The sequence below is a fragment of the Alphaproteobacteria bacterium genome, assembly GCA_037146715.1.
GTDB lineage: Bacteria > Pseudomonadota > Alphaproteobacteria > UBA7879 > UBA5542 > JBAWWO01.
The window spans coordinates 1-20298 of record JBAWWO010000002.1; the positions used below are offsets into that span (position 1 = coordinate 1).

Annotated in this window: 15 protein-coding genes and 2 tRNA genes; 3 read left to right on the plus strand and 14 right to left on the minus strand. The window is 43.7% G+C overall.

The genetic code is table 11. The features are described from left to right. Positions 1-92 precede the first annotated feature (92 nt). The 11 genes from WCG05_00935 to tyrS all read right to left on the minus strand — a co-directional run bounded on the left by WCG05_00935 (position 93) and on the right by tyrS (position 13693). On the minus strand, positions 93-1898 hold the full coding sequence (locus WCG05_00935) for a BamA/TamA family outer membrane protein (protein ID MEI8320563.1): 1806 nt from the start codon (positions 1896-1898) through the stop codon (positions 93-95). Positions 1899-2023: 125 nt separating this feature from the next. Beyond that, positions 2024-4624, minus strand: coding sequence for a type VI secretion system ATPase TssH (gene tssH, locus WCG05_00940; protein MEI8320564.1), 2601 nt, complete (start codon positions 4622-4624; stop codon positions 2024-2026). Continuing rightward, positions 4621-5673 (minus strand): type VI secretion system baseplate subunit TssG, encoded by a 1053-nt coding sequence (gene tssG, locus WCG05_00945; protein MEI8320565.1) that lies wholly within the window; start codon positions 5671-5673, stop codon positions 4621-4623. The genes tssH and tssG overlap by 4 nt, the downstream gene beginning before the upstream one ends. Then, positions 5637-7439, minus strand: coding sequence for a type VI secretion system baseplate subunit TssF (gene tssF, locus WCG05_00950; protein ID MEI8320566.1), 1803 nt, complete (start codon positions 7437-7439; stop codon positions 5637-5639). The genes tssG and tssF overlap by 37 nt, the downstream gene beginning before the upstream one ends. A gap of 225 nt (positions 7440-7664) precedes the next feature. Further along, positions 7665-7859 (minus strand): hypothetical protein, encoded by a 195-nt coding sequence (locus tag WCG05_00955; protein ID MEI8320567.1) that lies wholly within the window; start codon positions 7857-7859, stop codon positions 7665-7667. Positions 7860-8415: 556 nt separating this feature from the next. Beyond that, positions 8416-8928: a type VI secretion system baseplate subunit TssE gene (gene tssE, locus WCG05_00960; protein ID MEI8320568.1), complete on the minus strand. Its 513-nt coding sequence runs from the start codon at positions 8926-8928 to the stop codon at positions 8416-8418. A gap of 5 nt (positions 8929-8933) precedes the next feature. Further along, positions 8934-9575, minus strand: coding sequence for a hypothetical protein (locus tag WCG05_00965; protein MEI8320569.1), 642 nt, complete (start codon positions 9573-9575; stop codon positions 8934-8936). Positions 9576-9592: 17 nt separating this feature from the next. Beyond that, entirely contained in the window at positions 9593-10177 is a 585-nt protein-coding gene (locus WCG05_00970; protein ID MEI8320570.1) for a hypothetical protein, read from the minus strand. A 16-nt stretch (positions 10178-10193) separates the two neighbouring features. After that, positions 10194-11675 (minus strand): type VI secretion system contractile sheath large subunit, encoded by a 1482-nt coding sequence (gene tssC, locus WCG05_00975; protein MEI8320571.1) that lies wholly within the window; start codon positions 11673-11675, stop codon positions 10194-10196. An 18-nt stretch (positions 11676-11693) separates the two neighbouring features. Next, on the minus strand, positions 11694-12284 hold the full coding sequence (gene tssB / locus WCG05_00980) for a type VI secretion system contractile sheath small subunit (GenBank protein ID MEI8320572.1): 591 nt from the start codon (positions 12282-12284) through the stop codon (positions 11694-11696). A gap of 110 nt (positions 12285-12394) precedes the next feature. Continuing rightward, the gene (gene tyrS / locus WCG05_00985) at positions 12395-13693 is read right to left on the minus strand and encodes a tyrosine--tRNA ligase (GenBank protein MEI8320573.1); all 1299 of its coding nucleotides are present in this window, start codon (positions 13691-13693) and stop codon (positions 12395-12397) included. Between the two features lie 140 nt (positions 13694-13833). Between tyrS and WCG05_00990 the strand changes: the two genes are divergently transcribed. Continuing rightward, positions 13834-14250: a hypothetical protein gene (locus tag WCG05_00990; GenBank protein ID MEI8320574.1), complete on the plus strand. Its 417-nt coding sequence runs from the start codon at positions 13834-13836 to the stop codon at positions 14248-14250. Positions 14251-14320: 70 nt separating this feature from the next. Then, positions 14321-15223 carry a hypothetical protein gene (locus tag WCG05_00995; protein ID MEI8320575.1) on the plus strand — a complete coding sequence of 301 codons (903 nt, stop codon included), beginning with the start codon at positions 14321-14323 and terminating at the stop codon, positions 15221-15223. 5 nt (positions 15224-15228) lie between these two features. Here the strand turns inward: WCG05_00995 and WCG05_01000 are convergent, their stop codons facing one another. From WCG05_01000 to WCG05_01010, 3 genes are all read right to left on the minus strand, one after another. Beyond that, entirely contained in the window at positions 15229-15717 is a 489-nt protein-coding gene (locus tag WCG05_01000) for a DUF4870 domain-containing protein (protein ID MEI8320576.1), read from the minus strand. Between the two features lie 196 nt (positions 15718-15913). Beyond that, positions 15914-19918, minus strand: coding sequence for an NAD-glutamate dehydrogenase (locus WCG05_01005; GenBank protein ID MEI8320577.1), 4005 nt, complete (start codon positions 19916-19918; stop codon positions 15914-15916). 94 nt (positions 19919-20012) lie between these two features. After that, positions 20013-20087, minus strand: a tRNA-Gly gene (locus WCG05_01010). A gap of 128 nt (positions 20088-20215) precedes the next feature. Between WCG05_01010 and WCG05_01015 the strand changes: the two genes are divergently transcribed. Next, positions 20216-20292, plus strand: a tRNA-His gene (locus WCG05_01015). The last annotated feature ends 6 nt before the right edge of the window (positions 20293-20298 follow it).

Consider the following 20298-nt stretch of genomic DNA (forward strand, 5'->3'; position numbering starts at 1 on the left):
CCAGGGTCGAAGGTTTCGACATGTACATCTTCGTACATTAGAAGCCTGAGATCCCACCGTTTTGCGATGAAGAGCCCCAAAAGATGGATTTTTTACAGGGGTTTGTCGAGACCGGCGTATATTTCAACCGCATAATCCTGCGTACGCCGCTTCATGGGGGATGCTACATCGAAACGGATTGTTCCCCAGGGGGTTCTGTAGCGGGCACCGCCGCCTACACCGTAGAGCAGAGCATTTTTAAAGTCTGGGAATTGGCGCACATAGGTGGTACCGAAATCTATGAAACCCAGAACTGAGAAGAGTTCTGTGAAGTAGTATTCTGTTTCCGCCCCAAAGGATAGGGCTGAACGACCACCGGTTGGAATATTACCATTCAAAATACCCGCCATTTGGAACCTATACCCACGCACGGTTCCAGGACCATCGTTATAGAATAATTTGTGCGCCGGTATAACATGCTTCCCTGCCCCTGGGCTTGCTCCAATATGCGCCCAACCATGCAGAACTAGATTAGTGTCAATGCTTAGCGGAACATAGAATTCTGGCTTCAATTCGATTTGCTCAAAGACCGCCATCCGATTCAAAATCCGAATATAGGGAATGTAATCTAGGCGAACACGCACACCCTGCCTGGGGGCCATTTCATCTTCAATATTCGTGAAAGTAGCACCCAGCAACACTTTCAAATAACGATAGGTTTTACGACTATCATTCACCGTCACGTTATTCGATTCTATGCTTACCCCCCCATCCCCCACGATCGTTTCGCTGAAGGGATAATCAAGGACAGACTGGAAGTCACCCCCGGTCATGGTAAAGGGCTTAAAGGTATCGCTGTGAATATCTAGATCATTGCTTAAGTTAAGATTCAACAACTGAAAATCTGGAACTACATAACTCACATGGCCCTGTTTCCGATCAACACCCATCTGGACTGAGGTGGTTAGAATGTCTCCCTGATTCGCAAAATTTCGTTTTTCCCAAGACACCCCCGGTTCAAAGCTTAGACCTGGTATGTAGGACGCAATGGGTCGTACAATATTACGGTCGGATGCCACCAATTTAAGATACAGGTTAATAAACCCACCCGCATCAATACGGTCATCGTGGGTGACTTTGACTTCTTTGAAAAGCTTCGTATTATAAAGCCGTTGGATGGTGTCTAAAACTTTTTGTTCGTTATAAATTTCACCCTTTTTCCACAGCAGTCGGGCTTTAATGAACTCCCCCGTCACGCCGCCGTTTTCTTGCAAAATGGTATTCCCAAAACGCGCCATTCCTCCCGGCTGAACAAGAAGCGCCACCTGCATTTGTTTTGTTGACCGGTCAACCACCACCCGGTCTGCTTTTAGCTTGGCAAAGGGATATCCATGTTTTTGCAAATAAGTCACTGTATTCAGGGTGGCCTCTTGAACCGAAGTCCTTTTCGCCGGCTGCCCCAGGGTGATTCCCACTTTGCTGATATCAGCCCCTAAAATTTCAACCAGATTTGTGGCCACCGGATCAGATTTTATTTTGAAAGCCCCAATGGTATAAAGAGTGCCCAAATTAACCTTTACATAAACCATAGAGGGGGTAGTTCGGGCATCCACGAAATAATCCAATTCCGCATCATAATAGCCCTCAGCCGCCAAAGCCCGTTGCAGATTACCTAAATCTTCTTGTGCCCGGTTTTTTAGAAATTCAACAGTTTCGGGGGGATTTTTCTCACCCTTAACCAAATCAGATTGACTTAAAATTGCGGCCCTAAGATCATCATTTGTAATGCCAAAAATATAGGTTTTATAAGGGATACTAGAAACAGGCGTAAAGCGTGAGATAGCCTGCGCAGAATGTGCAGCACACATCACGGTAAAAAACAGTAAGAAAACTGCGAATCGTTTAAGGGACCCTGTCATACATCCATTTTTTAAAATATATCTTTAAAATACCATAGATTATTTTATCAAGGAAGAGTTTTGATGAGGACTTCTATGGATCCACAGCGCAAGCCCCTGGAAGACGCTGTGGGGAGTAATAAAATCTAAATTTTCTTCCCAAAGGCACAGCAGAATGCCCCATCCTTAACCCCAATCTTCACGTTTTCGAACAGCTCTTGGGTTGAGATCTTTTCCAGTATTTTGGCTGACAAAACCGGTAATACATGCTGGTTCAAAATGAAATCGATATTACGGGCCCCCGTTTCAGGATCTGTGCATTTTTCGGCAATTAGGTCAATCACATCATCTCCATAGGTAAATTGCGCCTTGTGATGCCCTTCAAACCGTTTCTTTATTTTATTCAATTTTAGATGAATAATTTTCTGGGTTTCTGCAGACGTAAGCGGGTAATAGGGCACCACAACCATACGCCCCAACAGGGCTGGTTTGAAATGCTGGATGAGCGCTGGCCGAATCAATTGATGCAGCTTTTCGAAATCCGGATGTTTGCCATCACAAGATTCCATAATTAAATCTGATGCCAAATTAGAGGTCATTAACAAAATAGTATTGCGGAAGTTGATTTCAATGCCTTCGGCATCTTCCATAATGCCTTTGTCGAACACCTGATAGAATAATTCCATCACATCTGGGTGGGCTTTTTCAATTTCATCCAGCAGAACAACGCTATAGGGATTACGTCGCACAGCCTCAGTCAGCACGCCGCCCTTCCCATGGCCTATATAGCCAGGGGGTGAGCCCTTTAGCAAAGAAACCGTATGGGCTTCTTGGTATTCAGACATGTTAATAGTGATTAAGTTTTTATCACCCCCATAAAGCGTATCCGCCAGAGCCAAAGCCGTTTCCGTCTTGCCAACACCACTAGGCCCCACCAGCAGGAATACCCCCACAGGTTTGTTGGGGTCGTCCAAATGGGCTCGATACGTCACAATATGTTTTGAAACGGTTTCCAGTGCTTCTTTTTGGCCAATAATTTTTTCGGCCATTTTTTCTTTCAAATTCAGCAACGTATCAATTTCATTGCGCATCATTTTACCCAGGGGAATTCCCGTCCAGCTGGCAATAACTTGGGCCACTACATGGCCGTCCACGCACAGGGGAACCAAAGGATTATCCTTTTGTTTGCTTTCCAGTTCTTTTTTCAGAGCTTCTAATTTTTTATGGGCACTTGCGTTGGTTCCCTCTTGATCTTGCAAAGTTCTTTGTAATTCTAAGACTTGTTTTACTAAATCCAGCTCTTCTTTCCATTGATGATCTAGGGTTTTTAGTTTCTTCTCAGAAGTCTCCAATTCCTCTTTAATTTCATCCAAACGAGCATCATGCTGATATCCATTCCTGACTTCCTTTTCCAGGCGACTTTTTTCATGATTCAGTAAAGAAATGTGCGTTTGCATATCTTCTATTTCCCCGGGGATTGAGCTTTGCCCAACCGCCACACGGGCACAAGCCGTATCCAATACACTCACCGCCTTATCTGGAAGTTTACGTCCTGTAATATAACGGCTTGATAGCTTCACCGCCTCCATAACCGCTGTATCCAGAATCAGAACCTTATGGTGTTCTTCCAATTTGTAAACCAAAGACCGAAGCATATGAACAGCTTTTTCTGGGGAAGGTTCTTCCACCTTAACCACTTGGAAACGACGGGTTAGGGCTGCATCTTTTTCAAAATATTTCTTATACTCATCCCATGTGGTGGCCGCAATAGTGCGCAGCTCTCCCCGGGCTAGGGCTGGTTTTAACAGGTTCGCCGCATCATTCTGATTAGCCCCCTCTCCCCCAATCAAGGTATGAGCCTCATCAATAAACAAGATAATTGGCTGTAAAGATGCTTGCACTTCCGTAATCACACCCTTTAGCCTATTTTCAAATTCTCCTTTTACGCCCGCACCCGCTTCTAACAAACCCAGATCCAGGCTCAGAATACGAACGTTTTTCAGGGCTGGCGGCACGTCTCCCTTTATAACGCGCAAAGCAAGTCCTTCGACAACTGCCGTCTTCCCAACCCCCGCATCCCCCGTCAGAATGGGGTTGTTTTGGCGGCGTCGGGTCAGAATGTCTATAATCTGCCTGATCTCTTCTTCCCGTCCCTCAATAGGGTCAATTTTTCCCTCTTGTGCCTGACGGGTCAGATCAACCGTAAACCGGTCCAAAGATTCCGTTGAACTTTCGTGAGAGCGCTTGGGATGATGCGTTTCATCCCCCACCACTTCCTCGGGACTATTTTTAATAAGCTCATGAATATCTTCCATCAGCTGATTGCGGGGAATTTTTAACAAAGCCGGGCAACTGTTCATCACAATTCCCAATAATTCTTCCGTTTGCAGCAAGGCAATCAACAAAGCTGCAGATCTGATTTGAGGTTGTTTAAGCGTCAAGGACGATATCACCCACGCGCGCTCTAAAAGCTTTGTGATTTGGGGCGACAGGCTAGGCGTTTTATTATTCCCCCGCTTGAATTGATCCAGGGCTTGCTTTAGTTGAGTCGCCACACTTTTTTCATCAATATCATAAGCTCTAAAAACAACCTGAAGATCTGTGGTTTTTTTCTCACACAGTTTCAGCAGAATATGCTCGATATCCACCGTAAAATGGGTTTGGGAAACGCAAATTTGCGCCCCCTCCTCCATAGCCCGCCTACAAGTCTGGTTTAATTTTTCAATCAGTGACTGAATACTGCTCATGCGTGATACCTCCCTGGGACCCCTTTAAAGGGTCTTAATGTCATGATGTTTTGTCTGTCTGGCGTGTCTTGTGGGGGCGAATAAGAATTCACCCATGCGGTCCACCCTAAAGCCATGCCAAACCCCAATCTTGTCTGGGGTTTTTCTTGTTTATCCAAAATCAAATTAATTTTAAAATCTTGGTCTTTTCCTACGTAGTAAAGGGCTAAACTTTTTAAAGATTTATAGGATGGGGCCGGCTTCAACAGATCAATATAACGATCCAAAGTCATGGGCCCTATATGTAAAGTAAAATCAGCCTGTTGTTCCCAAAAGCGATCCCCAATAATAGCCGTATCTCCCAAACGTGCAAAAGATCCCTTGGCTCCGATGGAAGTTCGTTGAGATTCCGGAACTCGAATCCACCGCCCTTGGAATTGACTGATCGAAACAGGTAACCTGAAAAAAGCCGTCAACAACTTCACAAGCCCCACTTCAGATCGAGGCCGTTGCCACAAAAGACCTGCGTAATAAAGCAAGCTACGATCTGGAACATTCAAGCGATTGCTCAGTTCTTTCCCCGATAAACCCAGCAGGGCCTTTAAGCATAAGCCTACAAAGGTTTTTTCTGGTTCATCCCCCGAAACCCCCACCCAGTGTTTTTTGCGAATACGATGAAATAAAGACACTAATCGATGGTTAAAAATATCCAAAAATCCGTGAAAAGCCCCATCCTTTTGACTATCTCGTTCCATCAGAATTTGGGTATAGGGCGTAGGCAAAGGGCCCTGAATGCCAGCAATTCCTAAAAAATTTGTGGTCAGCAAGGGGGGGACTTGGGAATCATCAGACCACACCAAATCGTGCACATCTGTGGTGGGAAAATTCATACTCACATGGGTTTGAATTCTGACAGATTCATGCTCAGGCGACACCCCTTCTCCCAGGGGGACTGACTCTTTTTTCATGCCCTCCAGAATTTTGACAATAGCGTGGAACTCAAACTGATCTGCATCATCAATCAGAGTCTGCTTTAAAGAAGGGGTTGTGTTCCTGCGATTGCCGGCCATGTTTTCCAAATCTGTTCTTGATGTTTCTTTTTAATTGAAAGCTCTGTGAATGAATTAATATGGGTATATAAGCCCAAAAAATGGCTTAAAACTGCTGAAAAAAGAAAGGTCCCTAAGCTATAAGAATCACCCTCATCCAACGTCAATGTCACGGCCATGCCTTTTGTGAATCCTCGCCAGGCATCTTTCCCCAAACGCCGGACTGTTTGATCACATTTCATATCCAATAATCGGGTAATTTCAATATCCACATCCCGGGATTCATTTACAGAATACAGTTTCAAAATTTCTTTTAATGCATCCAAACTTTCTGTTTCTGAAGATAGAGACAAATAACTCAAAGATAGATTCGAAATCAACTGCCATTGAGTAGCCCCTTCTTTGTCTGGATAAATTGGAACGGTTGGGGGATGCAAACAAATAATACTGCTGGCTGGAATGCCTTCATCCTCTTGCAGAACCGTGTTGCCAGAAACCATCGTGGCCAGATGACGATTAGTGCATAAAGTCCTAGCATAAACCACCTCGGTTGAGGGCAGCTCTGGTTTGCACTCCCAATTCACAAAAGAAAGCATATAGTCCGTTCCTGGAACACGGGGATTGCTAGAAGGCGTCCGCCGCCCAAACCAAAAGAAAGTTTTTTTATTCTGCAAAGAGTGGTGATCATAGGAAAAGTAAGGACCTATTTCTTGCACCTCAACTGCATCCAAATTTGAAGAAAAGACCTTTTCTAAGCTATAAATTTCTGTCGTCATTTCCCGCCTATAGTCTGGCACAAGGCGGTATTCTATTTTCTTATGATCAAATCGAATGGGCTCTGTTGTTCGGGGAAAAAGATTAATAATGGGCGCACATCCCAATAAGAATGTGTTTTTAGAAAAAGCAACCCCCTTAGCTTCTTCAGGCGAACTCACCGGAATAAAAATCTCAACAGAATCCTTACAATGACTGAAATCCAACCCCTCTAAATCAAAAAACATATACTTTTTGGGGAAGGCGAAATATTCTTGCAACAACCCATAAGCAGGATGCCCATTAGCAGGCGTTGGGATGGCTGCCTCGTCTTCAGAAAATCCCACTTGTTTGATAGAACCCGCCCCCAAAATTTTTGTCGTTCCCCCGCCCACCACAGCAATTTGATGATCTTCCTCGAATAAAAGCTGGTACAAAATATTCGCTTCTGTTCGGTGAGCGTTAATGTAAAACCTTAATTTTTTGATATCTAGTTTGTTTAAAGGTGTTCCTTGTGCCTTTAAAGAAATCTTCATGAAATAGGCGTGGTCAGTGACAGAAGAACCGAAGTCATATTTCTCAGTCTTGACCATGGCAACGTCACTCACATCCAAAGGCCAAAGGTCAATGGGGTAACAGGTTCTGAACCGACAAATCTCCCCATCATAGGCTTCTGTAAACACGGAAAAATGTTTGGGGATGGGATAGCTAGTCGTCATGGGCTTTTGCGTATCAGGCTTGAATTGGGCCACACTCATGGGTGGAATAGGATTCGTTAAAAAAGGATATAAAATACTTAAAAGGGCGGACGAAAGACGGGGAAATTGATTATCAATATCTTGTTGTAAATAGCCCGATAAAAAGGCAAAAGATTCCAAAAGACGTTCCACATGGGGGTCTGCCGATTGATTTTCTGTAAAGCTTAGCCGCCGGGCAATTTTGGGGTATTTGGCCGCAAAAACGCCCCCCATTTGCCGCAAGAAGGACATCTCTTTTTGGTAATACATAAGCTGAAGATCACTGGATTTTGTCATAGGCTAGCCCCCACAGTAAAGTGACCTGTCATTTGTTGCTTTTTTATATTTCTTTTAAGCAATTTTTTTTACCCTGTTCCCCCTACGGAGCATGCTACCTGTGATTTTCTTCATCATTACATTTTTCACAAGGCTTGTCAAAAAAATAGACCTCTTAGAGATGGCAGAGCACGACTAAGGGGGCGCAAAACGCACCCCCTGATTTTCCACAGATATTGGATTAGACTAATGCAGCGTCTTTTTCGCGCGAACAGAAAGATCTTCCCGAATTTCTTCGTGCAAAAAACGAATCTGTGCCAGGGTAATTGCGATGTTGTACCCAAAATCTACGTGACGCTCAAACAGCACTAGCAAATCGTGATAGCGCTTATCAAGGTCCTTTAAAGGTTGGGAAAAATCGTTTAAGTTGTGGTTAGTCATGTAGACCTCCTTTTTAGGTTTATACGATTAGTGGGGCTCTATGTGTTGGTGTCACTGGAATCCCACGTTTACTTTTTTATTTGAATTTGAAGTTCGTTCAAATCCTGTCTTCGATACTAGCTTTTTTGGAAAAAAAGGGAAGGAAAAAAATACCCCTCTATTGCTTTCCTCGGGCGTGCCCCAAGGATCCACACCTTACTTCTTGGGCTGCGCCCTGAAATAGCTGGATCACGACGTCGGACTACGTCCTCCTCGTGATGACGGGAATGGGGCAGTTCCGCGAAGGTGTCGGCCAAAAAGCCTTCCCCCTAAAACCTAGATTTTTGTGTCGAGTACGAGCGAAATAAAGGGCGGGAATTCCGACAGGTACACTTGGGTACATGAGGAATTTGAGATCCTGCAGTTTTTCGAAGGTGTCGGCCAAAAAGCCTTCCCCTATAAAACCTAGATTTTTGTGTCGAGTACGAGCGAAATAAAGGGTGGGGATTCCGACAGGTACACTTGGTACCTTAGGAATTCACGAACCTGCGATTTCGCGAAGTAATCGGCCAAAAAGCTAGGTTTTAGTGTAGGCCTTTTTTTCGCGCTTCCCAATATCTTGAAAGTTTTGGATAGAAACGGGGAAAGAGATGGGCTCTAGAACCTCATCCACCTTTAAATTGGCTTCGATGTGCAGATACAGATTTTGGGTTTCTTCATCATACCTGCGAATTTCAACGGAAACATCTGCAAGCCTTGGTTCAAACAACTTCAGACTATTCGCCATCATGCGGGCCAACTTCCCTGCCCCATCCGAATTAGAAGCGTCTCCATAGGATTGATCTGGGAACCCGTATAAATCAGGCACTCCATAATCTAAATTCGCGGGATCCAGGGCCAGATATTCTTTCAAAGGCATTTTGCAGCGAGTATTTAAAAGGGCTTCCGCTTCCCGCATAATAGACTCTATCGTTTCCGCCTTATCATAGTTCATAAAGGGAGAAGCCTCAGCCGTTACTTCTGGATGATTATCAATTAGCCGATCAAATAAAGGCGCACTACTTCCAATTGCTGCCCAAGATCTAGCCATCTAGATTAGGAGGCTGCTGCAGGTATTGAGTTAGTTGATACTTGGAATGTTGTCGCCAACTGACCTTCCTGCGTACCATCTGTACCCACGGGAGAATAAATGAAGTTAGCCTTATCAAACACAAATCCAACTTCCATTAGGAAAAGATCTGTGGATTTAAAATTTTTCAGAGCATCCCCACTATAGGATCTGGCATCGATGCTGCCGCCTCCTTGAATCAGATCGCTTGTAACGGGCCCGGGCCCTGCAAAATCATATTGAGTGTAAGGAACGTTCGCTGTGGCCGTTGCAATACGAGCTTGATTAAGCTCGATCGTCAATTTTGATTGGGCCATACTAGAGGGAGCCCCATAGCTGGTTAAAACGATAAACTTAACGCTATCAAAAACCTTACCCTGACCGCAGAAATTCTTAAAAGTTTCCGCTGTGTTCTGGTTGATCAACATTCTAAAATCACTAACAGTTACTTGAGAACTTGAGTTCAAATGTCCGTTATAGGCAGGAAATACCGACTTTTTCATCCCAAATTCCGACTTGAAAACTCGAATAGCTGTACTGATAACACTGCCATCCCCCAAGGTTTCATCCCCTGGAAGATCTGGGCAAACTAAATAAGCGAGTCCGGTTTTTGATGTAAATACTGTCATAATTATCCCCTAAGTTTTTAACTTCCCGTTCCAGGTCCATAAACAGCTTTTTCCGTGTCGGAAGAAGATGCTACATTACCTTGCGCACTCATATCTTGATCGTACTGTGTGCGCATTTCATCAATTTTTGGATATTTTAGAACTAGAGTCAAAACCATACCTTCTGATGTCCAAAGTTCATAATTGGCATTAAATTCAAATTTAACAGCTTCAATGAATACGTTATAAAGCGTGCGAGTCGTAATGACAGCAGGGCCGCCCCCGCCTGTACCCACTTCATAAATAGTCATAGTTCCTAGATTCGTTCCGCCAAAGCAGTTTTGAATAGCACTGATGATGCTTTTGTCCACAAACAGGTGTAATTCCGTTGAATAGACCTCAGGGAATCCGCCTTCAAACCGATTGCCCGTTCCCACCATATCCACGGGGTTAACCGTTGGAAACTTAGGTCGATCTAACAACCGCACAGAATAACTGAAATCTGCATTGGGCAAGTTAACCTTTACGCTGCCTGCAAATTTTGTTGTGTCGGCCGCCAACATGACAATAAGCATGTTGCTGGGTTGGTAAGGAAAAATAGCAGTAGAATGTGGATCGGCCATTTTCTATAATCCTTTCTTATTTCGCTGGTGGTGGCAACTCGGCGACCAACCGCAAGGATGTCGTCAATTCTTCCAACTGGAAGTGCGGACGCAAGAACACAGTTGCCCGATATTTCCCTGGTTCCCCTGGGACATCAAACACATCCACACGGGCTTCCCGAAGGGGGAAACGTGCTTTCAGTTCTTGAGGCGCTTCATCTGCCAACAACACGTAGTTAGCAATCCAAGTTTGCAAGTATTTCTGAACTTCCGTCTTGCTCATGAAGCTACCGATCTTATCGCGCATGATCACCTTGATATAGTGAGCAAATCGAGACGCGGCCAAGATATAAGGTAACCGTGAGGACAGGGTTGAGTTCGCTGTCGCTTGCGGCAAGTTATACTTCTTTGATTTTTGAGCTGTCTGCCCACCAAAGAAGGCTGCCTTATCCGTTCCCTTGCAGTGACAGAAAGCAACAAACCCAAGGTCGCTAAGTTCTTTTTCACGACGGTCTGTGATGGCAATTTGTGTTGGACACTTCAAAGCCAAGTCACCTTCAGTTGTTTTAAAGGTATAGGAAGGAAGCCCTTCAACAAGCCCACCGCCTTCAACGCCGCGGATCGCTGCTGTCCAGCCATACAAGGCGAAAGCATTGGTGATTCGTTGACCCATCATATAGGCTGGGTTTCCCCACACGAAAGTCTTTTGCGTTTTGCCATCTACAACTTCTTCGTAATTCAAACCTTCAACTGGCAAGGTGTTAGCCCCATAAGGCAATCGCATCAAAACCCGCGGCAACATCAAGGCTACATATCGAGAATCTTCGCTTTCACGGAAAGATTTCCACTTAATTTTGTCAAGGCTTTCAAAAATCTTCGCTAGATCACGGGGTTTGCCCAAATCCACAAAGCTATCCAAGTCAAACAATTCAGGAGACGCTGCAGAAAGCATAGGCGCATGGGCCGCTGCCGCCACATTTGAAAGCTTTGACAACAAAGACATGTCTGGAGCCGTACTATTAAAGTCATAGTCTGCAATCAAGCAAGAATAGGGACTACCACCAAAGGTGCCGTATTCTTCTTCATAAACCATCTTGAACAGAACGCTTTGGTCAAATTCTGTTGCTTTTTCAAGATCTTGACGCAATTCAGTTTTGCTAACGTTCAGCAATCGCAATTTCAACTTAACGCTGGTTTCTGTATTCATAACCAGATAGTTAAGACCGCGCCAAGACCCTTCTAATTGTTGAAAGTTAGGATGATGCATAATTTCATCTAACTGGGACGAAATCAATTGATCAATTTCTTCCACACGGGTTTGAATAAAAGCAATCGTATCTTTGCTAACCGTATCACCTGCTTGCAGAATCTGTTGAACGAATTCGTCCACCATATCAACAGCATAAGATTTCATGTCCGGGTCACGAACAAGCTTACCTTTCGTTAAAACTTCATCAAGTAAACTTTGCGGTGCAGCCTTATCGGCTACTGCGGCTCCGGTTTTTTTTGAATCTGGCATGTCTTCCTCCCTAATTTTTTATTTAGTCGGTTTTGCAGGCTTGGCGTCTGCTGCAGGTTTCGCCGCAGCAATATCCTTTTGAACATTGGCCCGACTGTCGGCATTTTCTAAAATGTTTTGAAGCAACTTTTCTAACTTGTCATTGCCATCTAGTTTCGCAAGCAAGTTATGAAGCTTTGTCCGTGCATCAAACAATTTAGCCAAAGGATCAACTTGTTGCAGCACGTTAATGGGTTCAAAGTCTTCCATGCTTTTGAAATTCAACAGAACGTTCAGTTGTGTATCAGCGTCAGCATCAGCGCCGGCTTTTGCGGGCTGTGCATCAGCAGCCGGCGTTGGCACCAGCTTGTTATCCACTCGGAAAGCCAAACGCGGCTTAATGTCGCTCATAATGCCATCAAAATTATCCCGATCGATTTCAATAAATTTACGATCGCGCATAATTTTCATTTCAACATCTGGGTCTCTGTCGCCTGACAAATCCGCCATAATGCCCATAACAAAAGGTAATTCTCTTAATTCGATAGCATTGCCAACTTCAACGTCATAGGTGATTTGCACCCGCGGAGGGCGGACCCTGTCTAACTTATGTTGAATACTCTCTGCCATGTTTACTCTCCCACTTTTTATTCTTATTTTTTCCAGGATGCCACGTTCTGAAGCATATGTAAACTAAAAAAATGCATCAATATGAGGGAGTCACCTGTTTTGTGTAAAACTTAGGAAATGGGCTGTAGAATGACGTGAGTCTTTTTTCCCACAGATACTCTAATAATCCCTGGCTCTTGCAGAAAGCTTGCATCAATCATTGTGTTTTCATCCGTCACTTTGGCGCCATTAACGGAAACGCCCCCACCACGGACCAAGCGTCGTCCCTCTGATTTACTCGGGCACAGGCCCGCTTGAACCAGCAGATCGTAAATAGGCATACCTGCCTTGATCACATCCGCCGATATTTTAACCACGGGCAAGCCTGTCTTTAAAATAGGGTTACCTTCAGCATCATGGCCTGTAACCTCAACACTCAAATGATGCTGATCAAAAAGTTGATGGGCACTTTTTTGAATTTCACTAAGAACCGCTTCCCCATGAGCCAATTTTGTCGCCTCATCTGCTAGCAAGACTTTTAAGGCGTTAAGGCCCTCTCCCTCGACACCTTCATAAGTTGCAATCTGAGCCAAAGGCAAATCCGTAAAAATCTTTAAAAAAGACAGAACATCTGCGTCATCTGTATTACGCCAAAATTGCCAGAAATCAAAGGGAGATAATTGATCAGAATTCAGCCAAACAGCCCCCTGCTCTGACTTGCCCATTTTCTTGCCTGAACTTGTCGTCAACAAAGGATAAGTTAATCCAAAGACTTCCTTGCTTTCCGTACGACGCACCAACTCAACCCCATTCAAGATGTTGCCCCATTGGTCTGAACCGCCCATTTGCAATACACAATCATGACGACGATAAAGTTCAAGAAAATCATATCCTTGCAGAATCATATAGTTGAATTCCAAGAAACTTAAAGATTGCTCGCGCTCTAATCTTAACTTAACTCCCTCAAAGGTCAACATGCGGTTAACGGAAAAATGGCGTCCATAATCCCGCAAAAAATCTAAATAATTTAAAGCCCCAAGCCAATCATCATTGTTCAAAATCAGCGCATCAGCCGAACTACTCCCAAACTTCAGATATTTGGCAAAAATCTTTTGGATGCTGCGTAAGTTACTATTAATAGTTGCGCTGTCTAATAAAGGGCGCGCCGTATCCTTAAAGGATGGGTCCCCCAGTTTTGTGGTGCCTCCCCCCATAATCACAATAGGTTTGTGACCATGTTTTTGAGCCAACCTCAACACCATAATAGGCATCAAATGACCCACATGAAGACTAGGAGCCGTTGCATCAAATCCAATGTAAAGGGTTAAAGATTTTTCAGCAGCTAACTGATCCAGGGCCTCCAGATGAGTTCCTTGATAAATCAAACCTCTGTCTGACAGTTCTTGTAAAAATGCCGATTTAAATGCCATGTGATTTCCTTAATTTTCAAACCTGCTCTAAGATGCCTTAGAAAAAACCTAAAATCAAGATCTACTGCCCATTAAAGATTTGACAGCTGTTTTTTTATAAGAGATGATAAAAAAAAGAATAAAAGAAGATGGGGGTCCCAATGAAAAAAGTTTTATCCATTATATTAGCTGTTTTAACGCTTCATCTTGCATGTTTTGCAGGCCCTGGAGATTTCACTGCAGAAGCGGCTCGGGCCCTAGTAAATCCTTCTCCTCAAGCCGCTAACAGCGTATTTACAGGTGGCATCACAAACATTGATGAGGTAGCAACTCAAATAACAACTCTGACCACGAATATCACTACGCTAAACTCTGAAGTAACCCTTCTACAAGATAATCATAGCGCTTTATTGACAAACTTTCAGGACGCTATACGGGAGCTTGCAACGCTTCGAGGAACAATAACTTTCACTTTCACTAATAATACCACTGTTCCCAGCACTATAGCTGAGTTAAACACTTTTCTTTTTACTACTTATCCGCCGGTTATAAGCGTTATTTTTGGTCCTAACGCTTAAGATGCCTTCCCCCTTTAAAAAACTCACTCACCTGTCATTGTTTTTGGGGCTTGTTCTAGGTATTTTGTTTATGCCCTCCATAACAAAAGCCGACATGTTTCAAGATGTGGATCAAGGGCTTGATGCCATGACAGCTGATATTTTTTCAGATACCACTTCTCATACCTTTTCTTTAAAAGACTATCCAGAGGATCCCACAGCAGAAGTCTTGCCTCCAGAAAACATACCTCCCCTATTTTCCCATAAAGTCGAAAGGTATGAACTTATCCCCGAAGAACCAAGATCTTTATCGGAAGATCCCTTACCTGAAATTCATCAAGAATACGCACCACCAACTCCTGTGTATAAAAAAATCATAGATAATACCCTAGAAGGTTCCAGATTATCCGTAGGTCTTGAAACAGGTTTTGGGGCGGCTCAGCATGCCTATGAGATACGATCCTCTATCGGCAATGCCAACATAAACTATTCGAACATGCCCTTCCTATTGGGCGCGCGGGTCACATGGGATAAAGAATTTAATCTGACTGGTTTTTGGGGATTAAGCGCTGCCTATCGCATGCAAAAGGGGGAACTTAGAGAATACCAAACACCCATAACAGGTCTTGTCTATAAAGCATCAGAAGATCAACGTTACGAACTTTCCCTAAGACTTGGCAAACAAATAAATAATTTATCCCCCTATCTTAAGCTGGGGGCCATTTTGGGAGATTTTACGCTCAATACAAACTATGCAACCTTCCGTGATTATCAGAAAAAGCTCCAATGGGGTGGGGTTATTGGCGGCGGCGTTGATGTGAACGTGACGGATAGGTTTATGATAGGGGGACTTCTTGAGTTCGACAAATATAGAAAAATTAGTGGTTCTCTTGCTAATACCACTGGCTCCATTGGATCCGATAGCACAAACGTCAGTGCCCTGAACGCTCTAGTAACCCTGACCTATAAGTTAAAAAGCTTTAGCAGATTTTAGTATCGTTAATTTTTTAGAAATTTAATGGTTAAGGGGTATTCATACACCTCCCCATTAAGGGCCTTCATAGAGCCAAAAAGAACCAAAACAAATTGGCAGAAAATCATAAACAATCCAAAACAAAGGAAGGAAAAAGACCATAGAATCATAAGCCATGACCACCCGAATCCAAAGTTAAAGCTCAGGTTTGGCAAGGTCTGCACCCAGGCACTTGTATTGGTAATCATTAAAGTGGAAAAAGATGTGATCGCAAGAAACAAAATAAGACTACTCATCAAACAGAAAAAGTAAAACCACATGGACAGCACAAAATTAATGATAGATCTACCATTATCACGAACAAGGGGAAAATCTCTCTTACCAAAGCCCCAAATGATCAAAGGGAAAATCAAATTTCCAAGGACCGGCAACAGGAAAAGCCCCAGAAGAGAGCTCAAATGGCACATCATTGCCAAAAAGTTACCATTAGATGATTTCGTGATTTTTTTCGCCATGATATGCTCCCTGTTTTTTTAACGCTACCATTTCTTCTTTTTAAAGTCTAGTGCAATGCAATTGGCCTGAATAAATGACGGTATTATTAAAAAACCTGGATTTTTGAGATGAATACGAGGAAGCCGAGGCGAATAAAGTGAAATGTACTAACGTACTTGAGCATTTATTCGGCCGATGGCTGACGAAGTCATGCTCTCAAAAAGATAGATTTTCCGCAATTCCTTTACCTGTTTCGTGCATCCCTTCTGTCAAGAAAGTAGGTCCCTTCTGGTTCACAACATCATTGACTAGCAAGGTTGAAATAATTTCACGACGCAAGGGGTGGCGCATAATTTCATCTTTAAATTTCTGCTGAATGGGCACGGGGAAATAGCTCAGCAACGTTTCTTCTAAACGGGGTAGGTCCGGCAGGTCGGAGGCCAAAACCTCTTCATACGCAAACATCTTGGCATAGGCAATTAGAACAGAGATTTCTGGCCGCGTCAGGCCAATGCCCGCTTTTTCTCGCTCTTCCATCTCTATGTCAGAAGGCAAAAATTCTGCCCCTCGGTTAAGGATACCCAGTCCCTCCAAAGTTGTAATGAATCGCCTTTGGACCCCAAGATTTTTAGCCCCCGAACTTTGAACTAAGCTGATGGCTTGATTTTGCAGATAGTTGTTCTGCAGAATCAGCTGGGTCACTTCATCCGCTACGTCCTTCAGAATTTGATCTCGTTCACCTAGGGTGATTTTTCCCTGATGCAACAAAGGTTGAAAAAGAATTTTCAAGTTTACTTCGTGATCTGAACAATCCACCCCCGCTGAGTTATCAATGGCATCTCGGTTCAGGGCGCCCCCCTTTAAAGCATATTCAATACGGCCCTTTTGGGTAAAGCCCAAGTTGGCCCCCTCCCCCACAATTTTACACTGCAGATCTTCCCCATTGATCCGCAAGGCATCATTGGTTTTATCCCCCACCTGCTGGTGGGTTTCGGAAGCACTTTTCACATAAGTCCCAATACCCCCCAACCATAACAAATCAACGGGAGCTTTTAACAAGGCCACAGCCAACTCATTAGGGGTCACCACATCCTTTGAAAAATCTAATAATGCCTGAATTTCTGGGGAAATTTTTAAAGTTTTGGCAGACCGTTCAAACACGGCCCCGCCCTTAGACAAGGCTTTTGGATCGTAATCATTCCAACCGGAACGGGGCAACTGAAACAAGCGCTGCCGTTCTGAAAAGCTTTTTTCTAAATCAGGGGTTGGGTCTATGAAAATATGCGCATGATTAAAGGCCCCAATCATTTTAATGTTTTTAGAAAGCAACATGCCATTGCCAAAAACATCCCCTGACATGTCCCCCACACCCACAACTGTGAAAGGGGTTTTTGTTTCATCAACTCCCCTTTCTTGAAAATGTCGTTTAACTGATTCCCAGGCCCCGCGAGATGTAATCCCAATCTTTTTGTGGTCATAACCCGCTGACCCGCCCGAGGCAAAAGCATCCCCCATCCAAAACCCATACTCAGCAGAAAGGCCATTGGCAATGTCTGAAAATGTGGCCGTTCCCTTGTCTGCAGCCACCACCAAATAGTGATCATCCGCGTCCCGGCGCTTAACTTGGGTAGGGGGAATTATTTGGCCATTCACCCAATTATCCGTCAGGTCTAACATTCCCCGAATCAGAGTCTTATAACAAAAGATAGCTTCCTGCTGTTTCTGATCATAGGAAAGATTATCTAAAGATTTTCTCACCACAAATCCGCCCTTGGCCCCCAGGGGAACAATCACAGAGTTCTTGACCATCTGGGCCTTCATCAGCTCAAGCACTTCTTTGCGGTAATCTTCCTTACGGTCAGACCATCTGATCCCTCCGCGGGCCACTTTGCCGCCCCGAAGGTGGATGCCTTCCATCCAAGTGGCGTACACAAAAATCTCATACATAGGCTTAATGTCGTCAGCTGTATCTAACAAATCACTTTGAATCTTGAAAGACACATAATCTTTAGAAAACCCCGTCTTATCTTTTTGGAAATAATTGGTTCGAACGGTTCCTTGAATGACTGATAAAAACCCTTGCAAAATATGCTCATCACTGGCTAGGGTCACCTGATCAAAAGACTTTTCAATTTGATCAAAAATCTTTTTTTCATCTATTTCTGATTCCGGGGCAAATCGGGCATAGAAAAAATCAACCAACTGGCGGGCGATATCCCCATATTTAACCAAGCAGGCCTCAACAATATCTGGGTCATGGACCCACTGAATCTGGGCCATATATTTTAAATAGGCCCGCAAAATAACAACCTGACGAGCCGACAGATTTTCCGTCAAAATCAAAGCATTCAGTCCATCATTATCAATGCGCTTGAACCAAGCTTCCGTCAGCGCCTCAATCAAATGGGGGCGCACTTCATTCAGCTGAATAGCCTGCCCCGATTTTACCGAGGTTGATAAGTGGTGAATCCATAAAACCTTATCCCCCGTTGGCTGAACCTTATAGGCAGATTCCGTAAACACGTGCAGTCCAAAGTTTTCCAGAATCGGCAAAATATCGGAAAGAGCCAAAGCATAGTTAGGATTAAAAAATTTGAAATTAATAAAGTGGCCCTGGTCTCTTCCTGTTTCGTGAATTTGAATTTGTAAGGAATCCTGCTCTAAAGCTTGCCTTAAAGAATCTAGATCCACAGCCGTTTCTTGCATAGAAAATTTTTCTTTATAGGATTCTGTAAAGGCATCCCCAAACAAATTCAACATTTCCTTAGCTGCCTTATGCCCCACCTGTTCTGATAAAAGATCCCCAAGGCGATCAATCCAACTAAGGGTATATTGGGAAAGCAGTTTTTCAACACTCCCCAAATCACAGGTAATGGTGCGGGATGATCGAATAGGGGTCGCAATGGTAATGTGGATCTGGGCAAATTCTAAATCACCCCCAATTTCCGTATGAAAGGACACAACAGACCCCTTTAAACAATCCGCAATCATGGCAGAAATGGTTTTACGCAAGGTGGCTGAGTAACGATCTCGGGGAATATAAACTAAACAGGAAACAAAGTGCCCCAGAGTATCTGGTCGCACGAATAGGGCAACTTTTTGTCGGGTCTTAAGGTTTAGAATGTCCCGAACCATCCCGTACAATTTTTCAACATTTGTTTGAAAAACCTCGTCCCGAGGGAATGATTCCAGAACGTGCAAAAAGGCCTTTCCATCATGTCCCTCTGGTAACAAACCCGCCCGTTGCAAAACCTGTTTGGCTTTGCTTCTAAGTAACGGTATAGACTGAATACTTTGAGTATAAACCGATGAGGTAAACAACCCGAAAAATTGATGCTCCCCTGTCACTTTTCCCGATTCATCAAAATGGCTCAAGCGAATCACATCCATAGGAACCGCCCGGTGAACCACAGATTTGACCATGGTTTTTGTAATACTTAAAGGGGATGCATCCTGCCCGGCTTGCTGTAGAATATCTGCTTCAGTTTGGGGATTATCCCCAAATAAAGCCCCTTTAAAATTTCTGAGAACACCCAGCTGGCAAGTAGCAGCATTATTTGAAAAATCATAAAACCGATACCCCAAGAAAGTGAAATTTCCCTGGTCAATCCACCGTAAAAATTCTTGAATCTCGTTTGTTTCAGACTCGGCCAAAGACAAATCCAAGGGTAATTGAACACTGGCCTTTTGATTTTGATCCCGCATTTTTTGCCAATCATTAACCGCGTGAGTCACTGCATCTAAAACGCACTTGAACTCGCCCGTCAAATCATCTATCTCAGCCTGATCCAACAAGTCATGAAGCTCAACAAAAATCAAAGATTCCGCCGATTTTTCCCCCTGCCCTGGTAAAGCAAAATCAATATCTGTAATGCTGCCTTTAGAATCCCGAACAACATGTAAAATCAAATGGGCAAAATTATGCACGGCTATTTTATGATTGTTCAGATAGGCAGAAATTGAATCCCCCAGAAAAGGAATGTGGGGATGGGTAATTTCCACAATTGTATGTTCTAAAGATTGGGGAACATTCGAAAGAGCTGGGTTATAGACATGAACCCCTGAAGGACTTTTTTCTAAAGTTTCAAAGGCATGCGCCGCCAAATGATACAAAAGCTCCATATCATGGAATTCAAAATCTTCCAGGGAAAACTGCTGAAAGAAAAGGGAAACAAACTTTTGAAAAACACTAGACGCAGACTTTTCTTCTGCAATCTTCAAAATTTTCCCGATAAACTCATCCCTGAGAATTTTTTTTTGATTATCCTTCATGTTAATTTGAGGAGCCCTATTACAGACCATCTGCACAATATTATGGAGCGGGAAAAGGGGTTCGAACCCTCGACCCCAACCTTGGCAAGGTTGTGCTCTACCACTGAGCTATTCCCGCTTTCTAGTTATTGCCAGGATATTAGCATGATAAAAACTTTTTTCAAGATGATTCTTGGAGAATTTTAAGCAATCGAAAATTAACTTGACCTTTCATATCAAAAGAAGCTAGAAATTATGACTTGTGCGGCGGGTGTAGCTCAGTTGGTTAGAGCGCCAGTTTGTGGTATTGGATGCCGTGGGTTCGAATCCCATCATTCGCCCCAATTTTA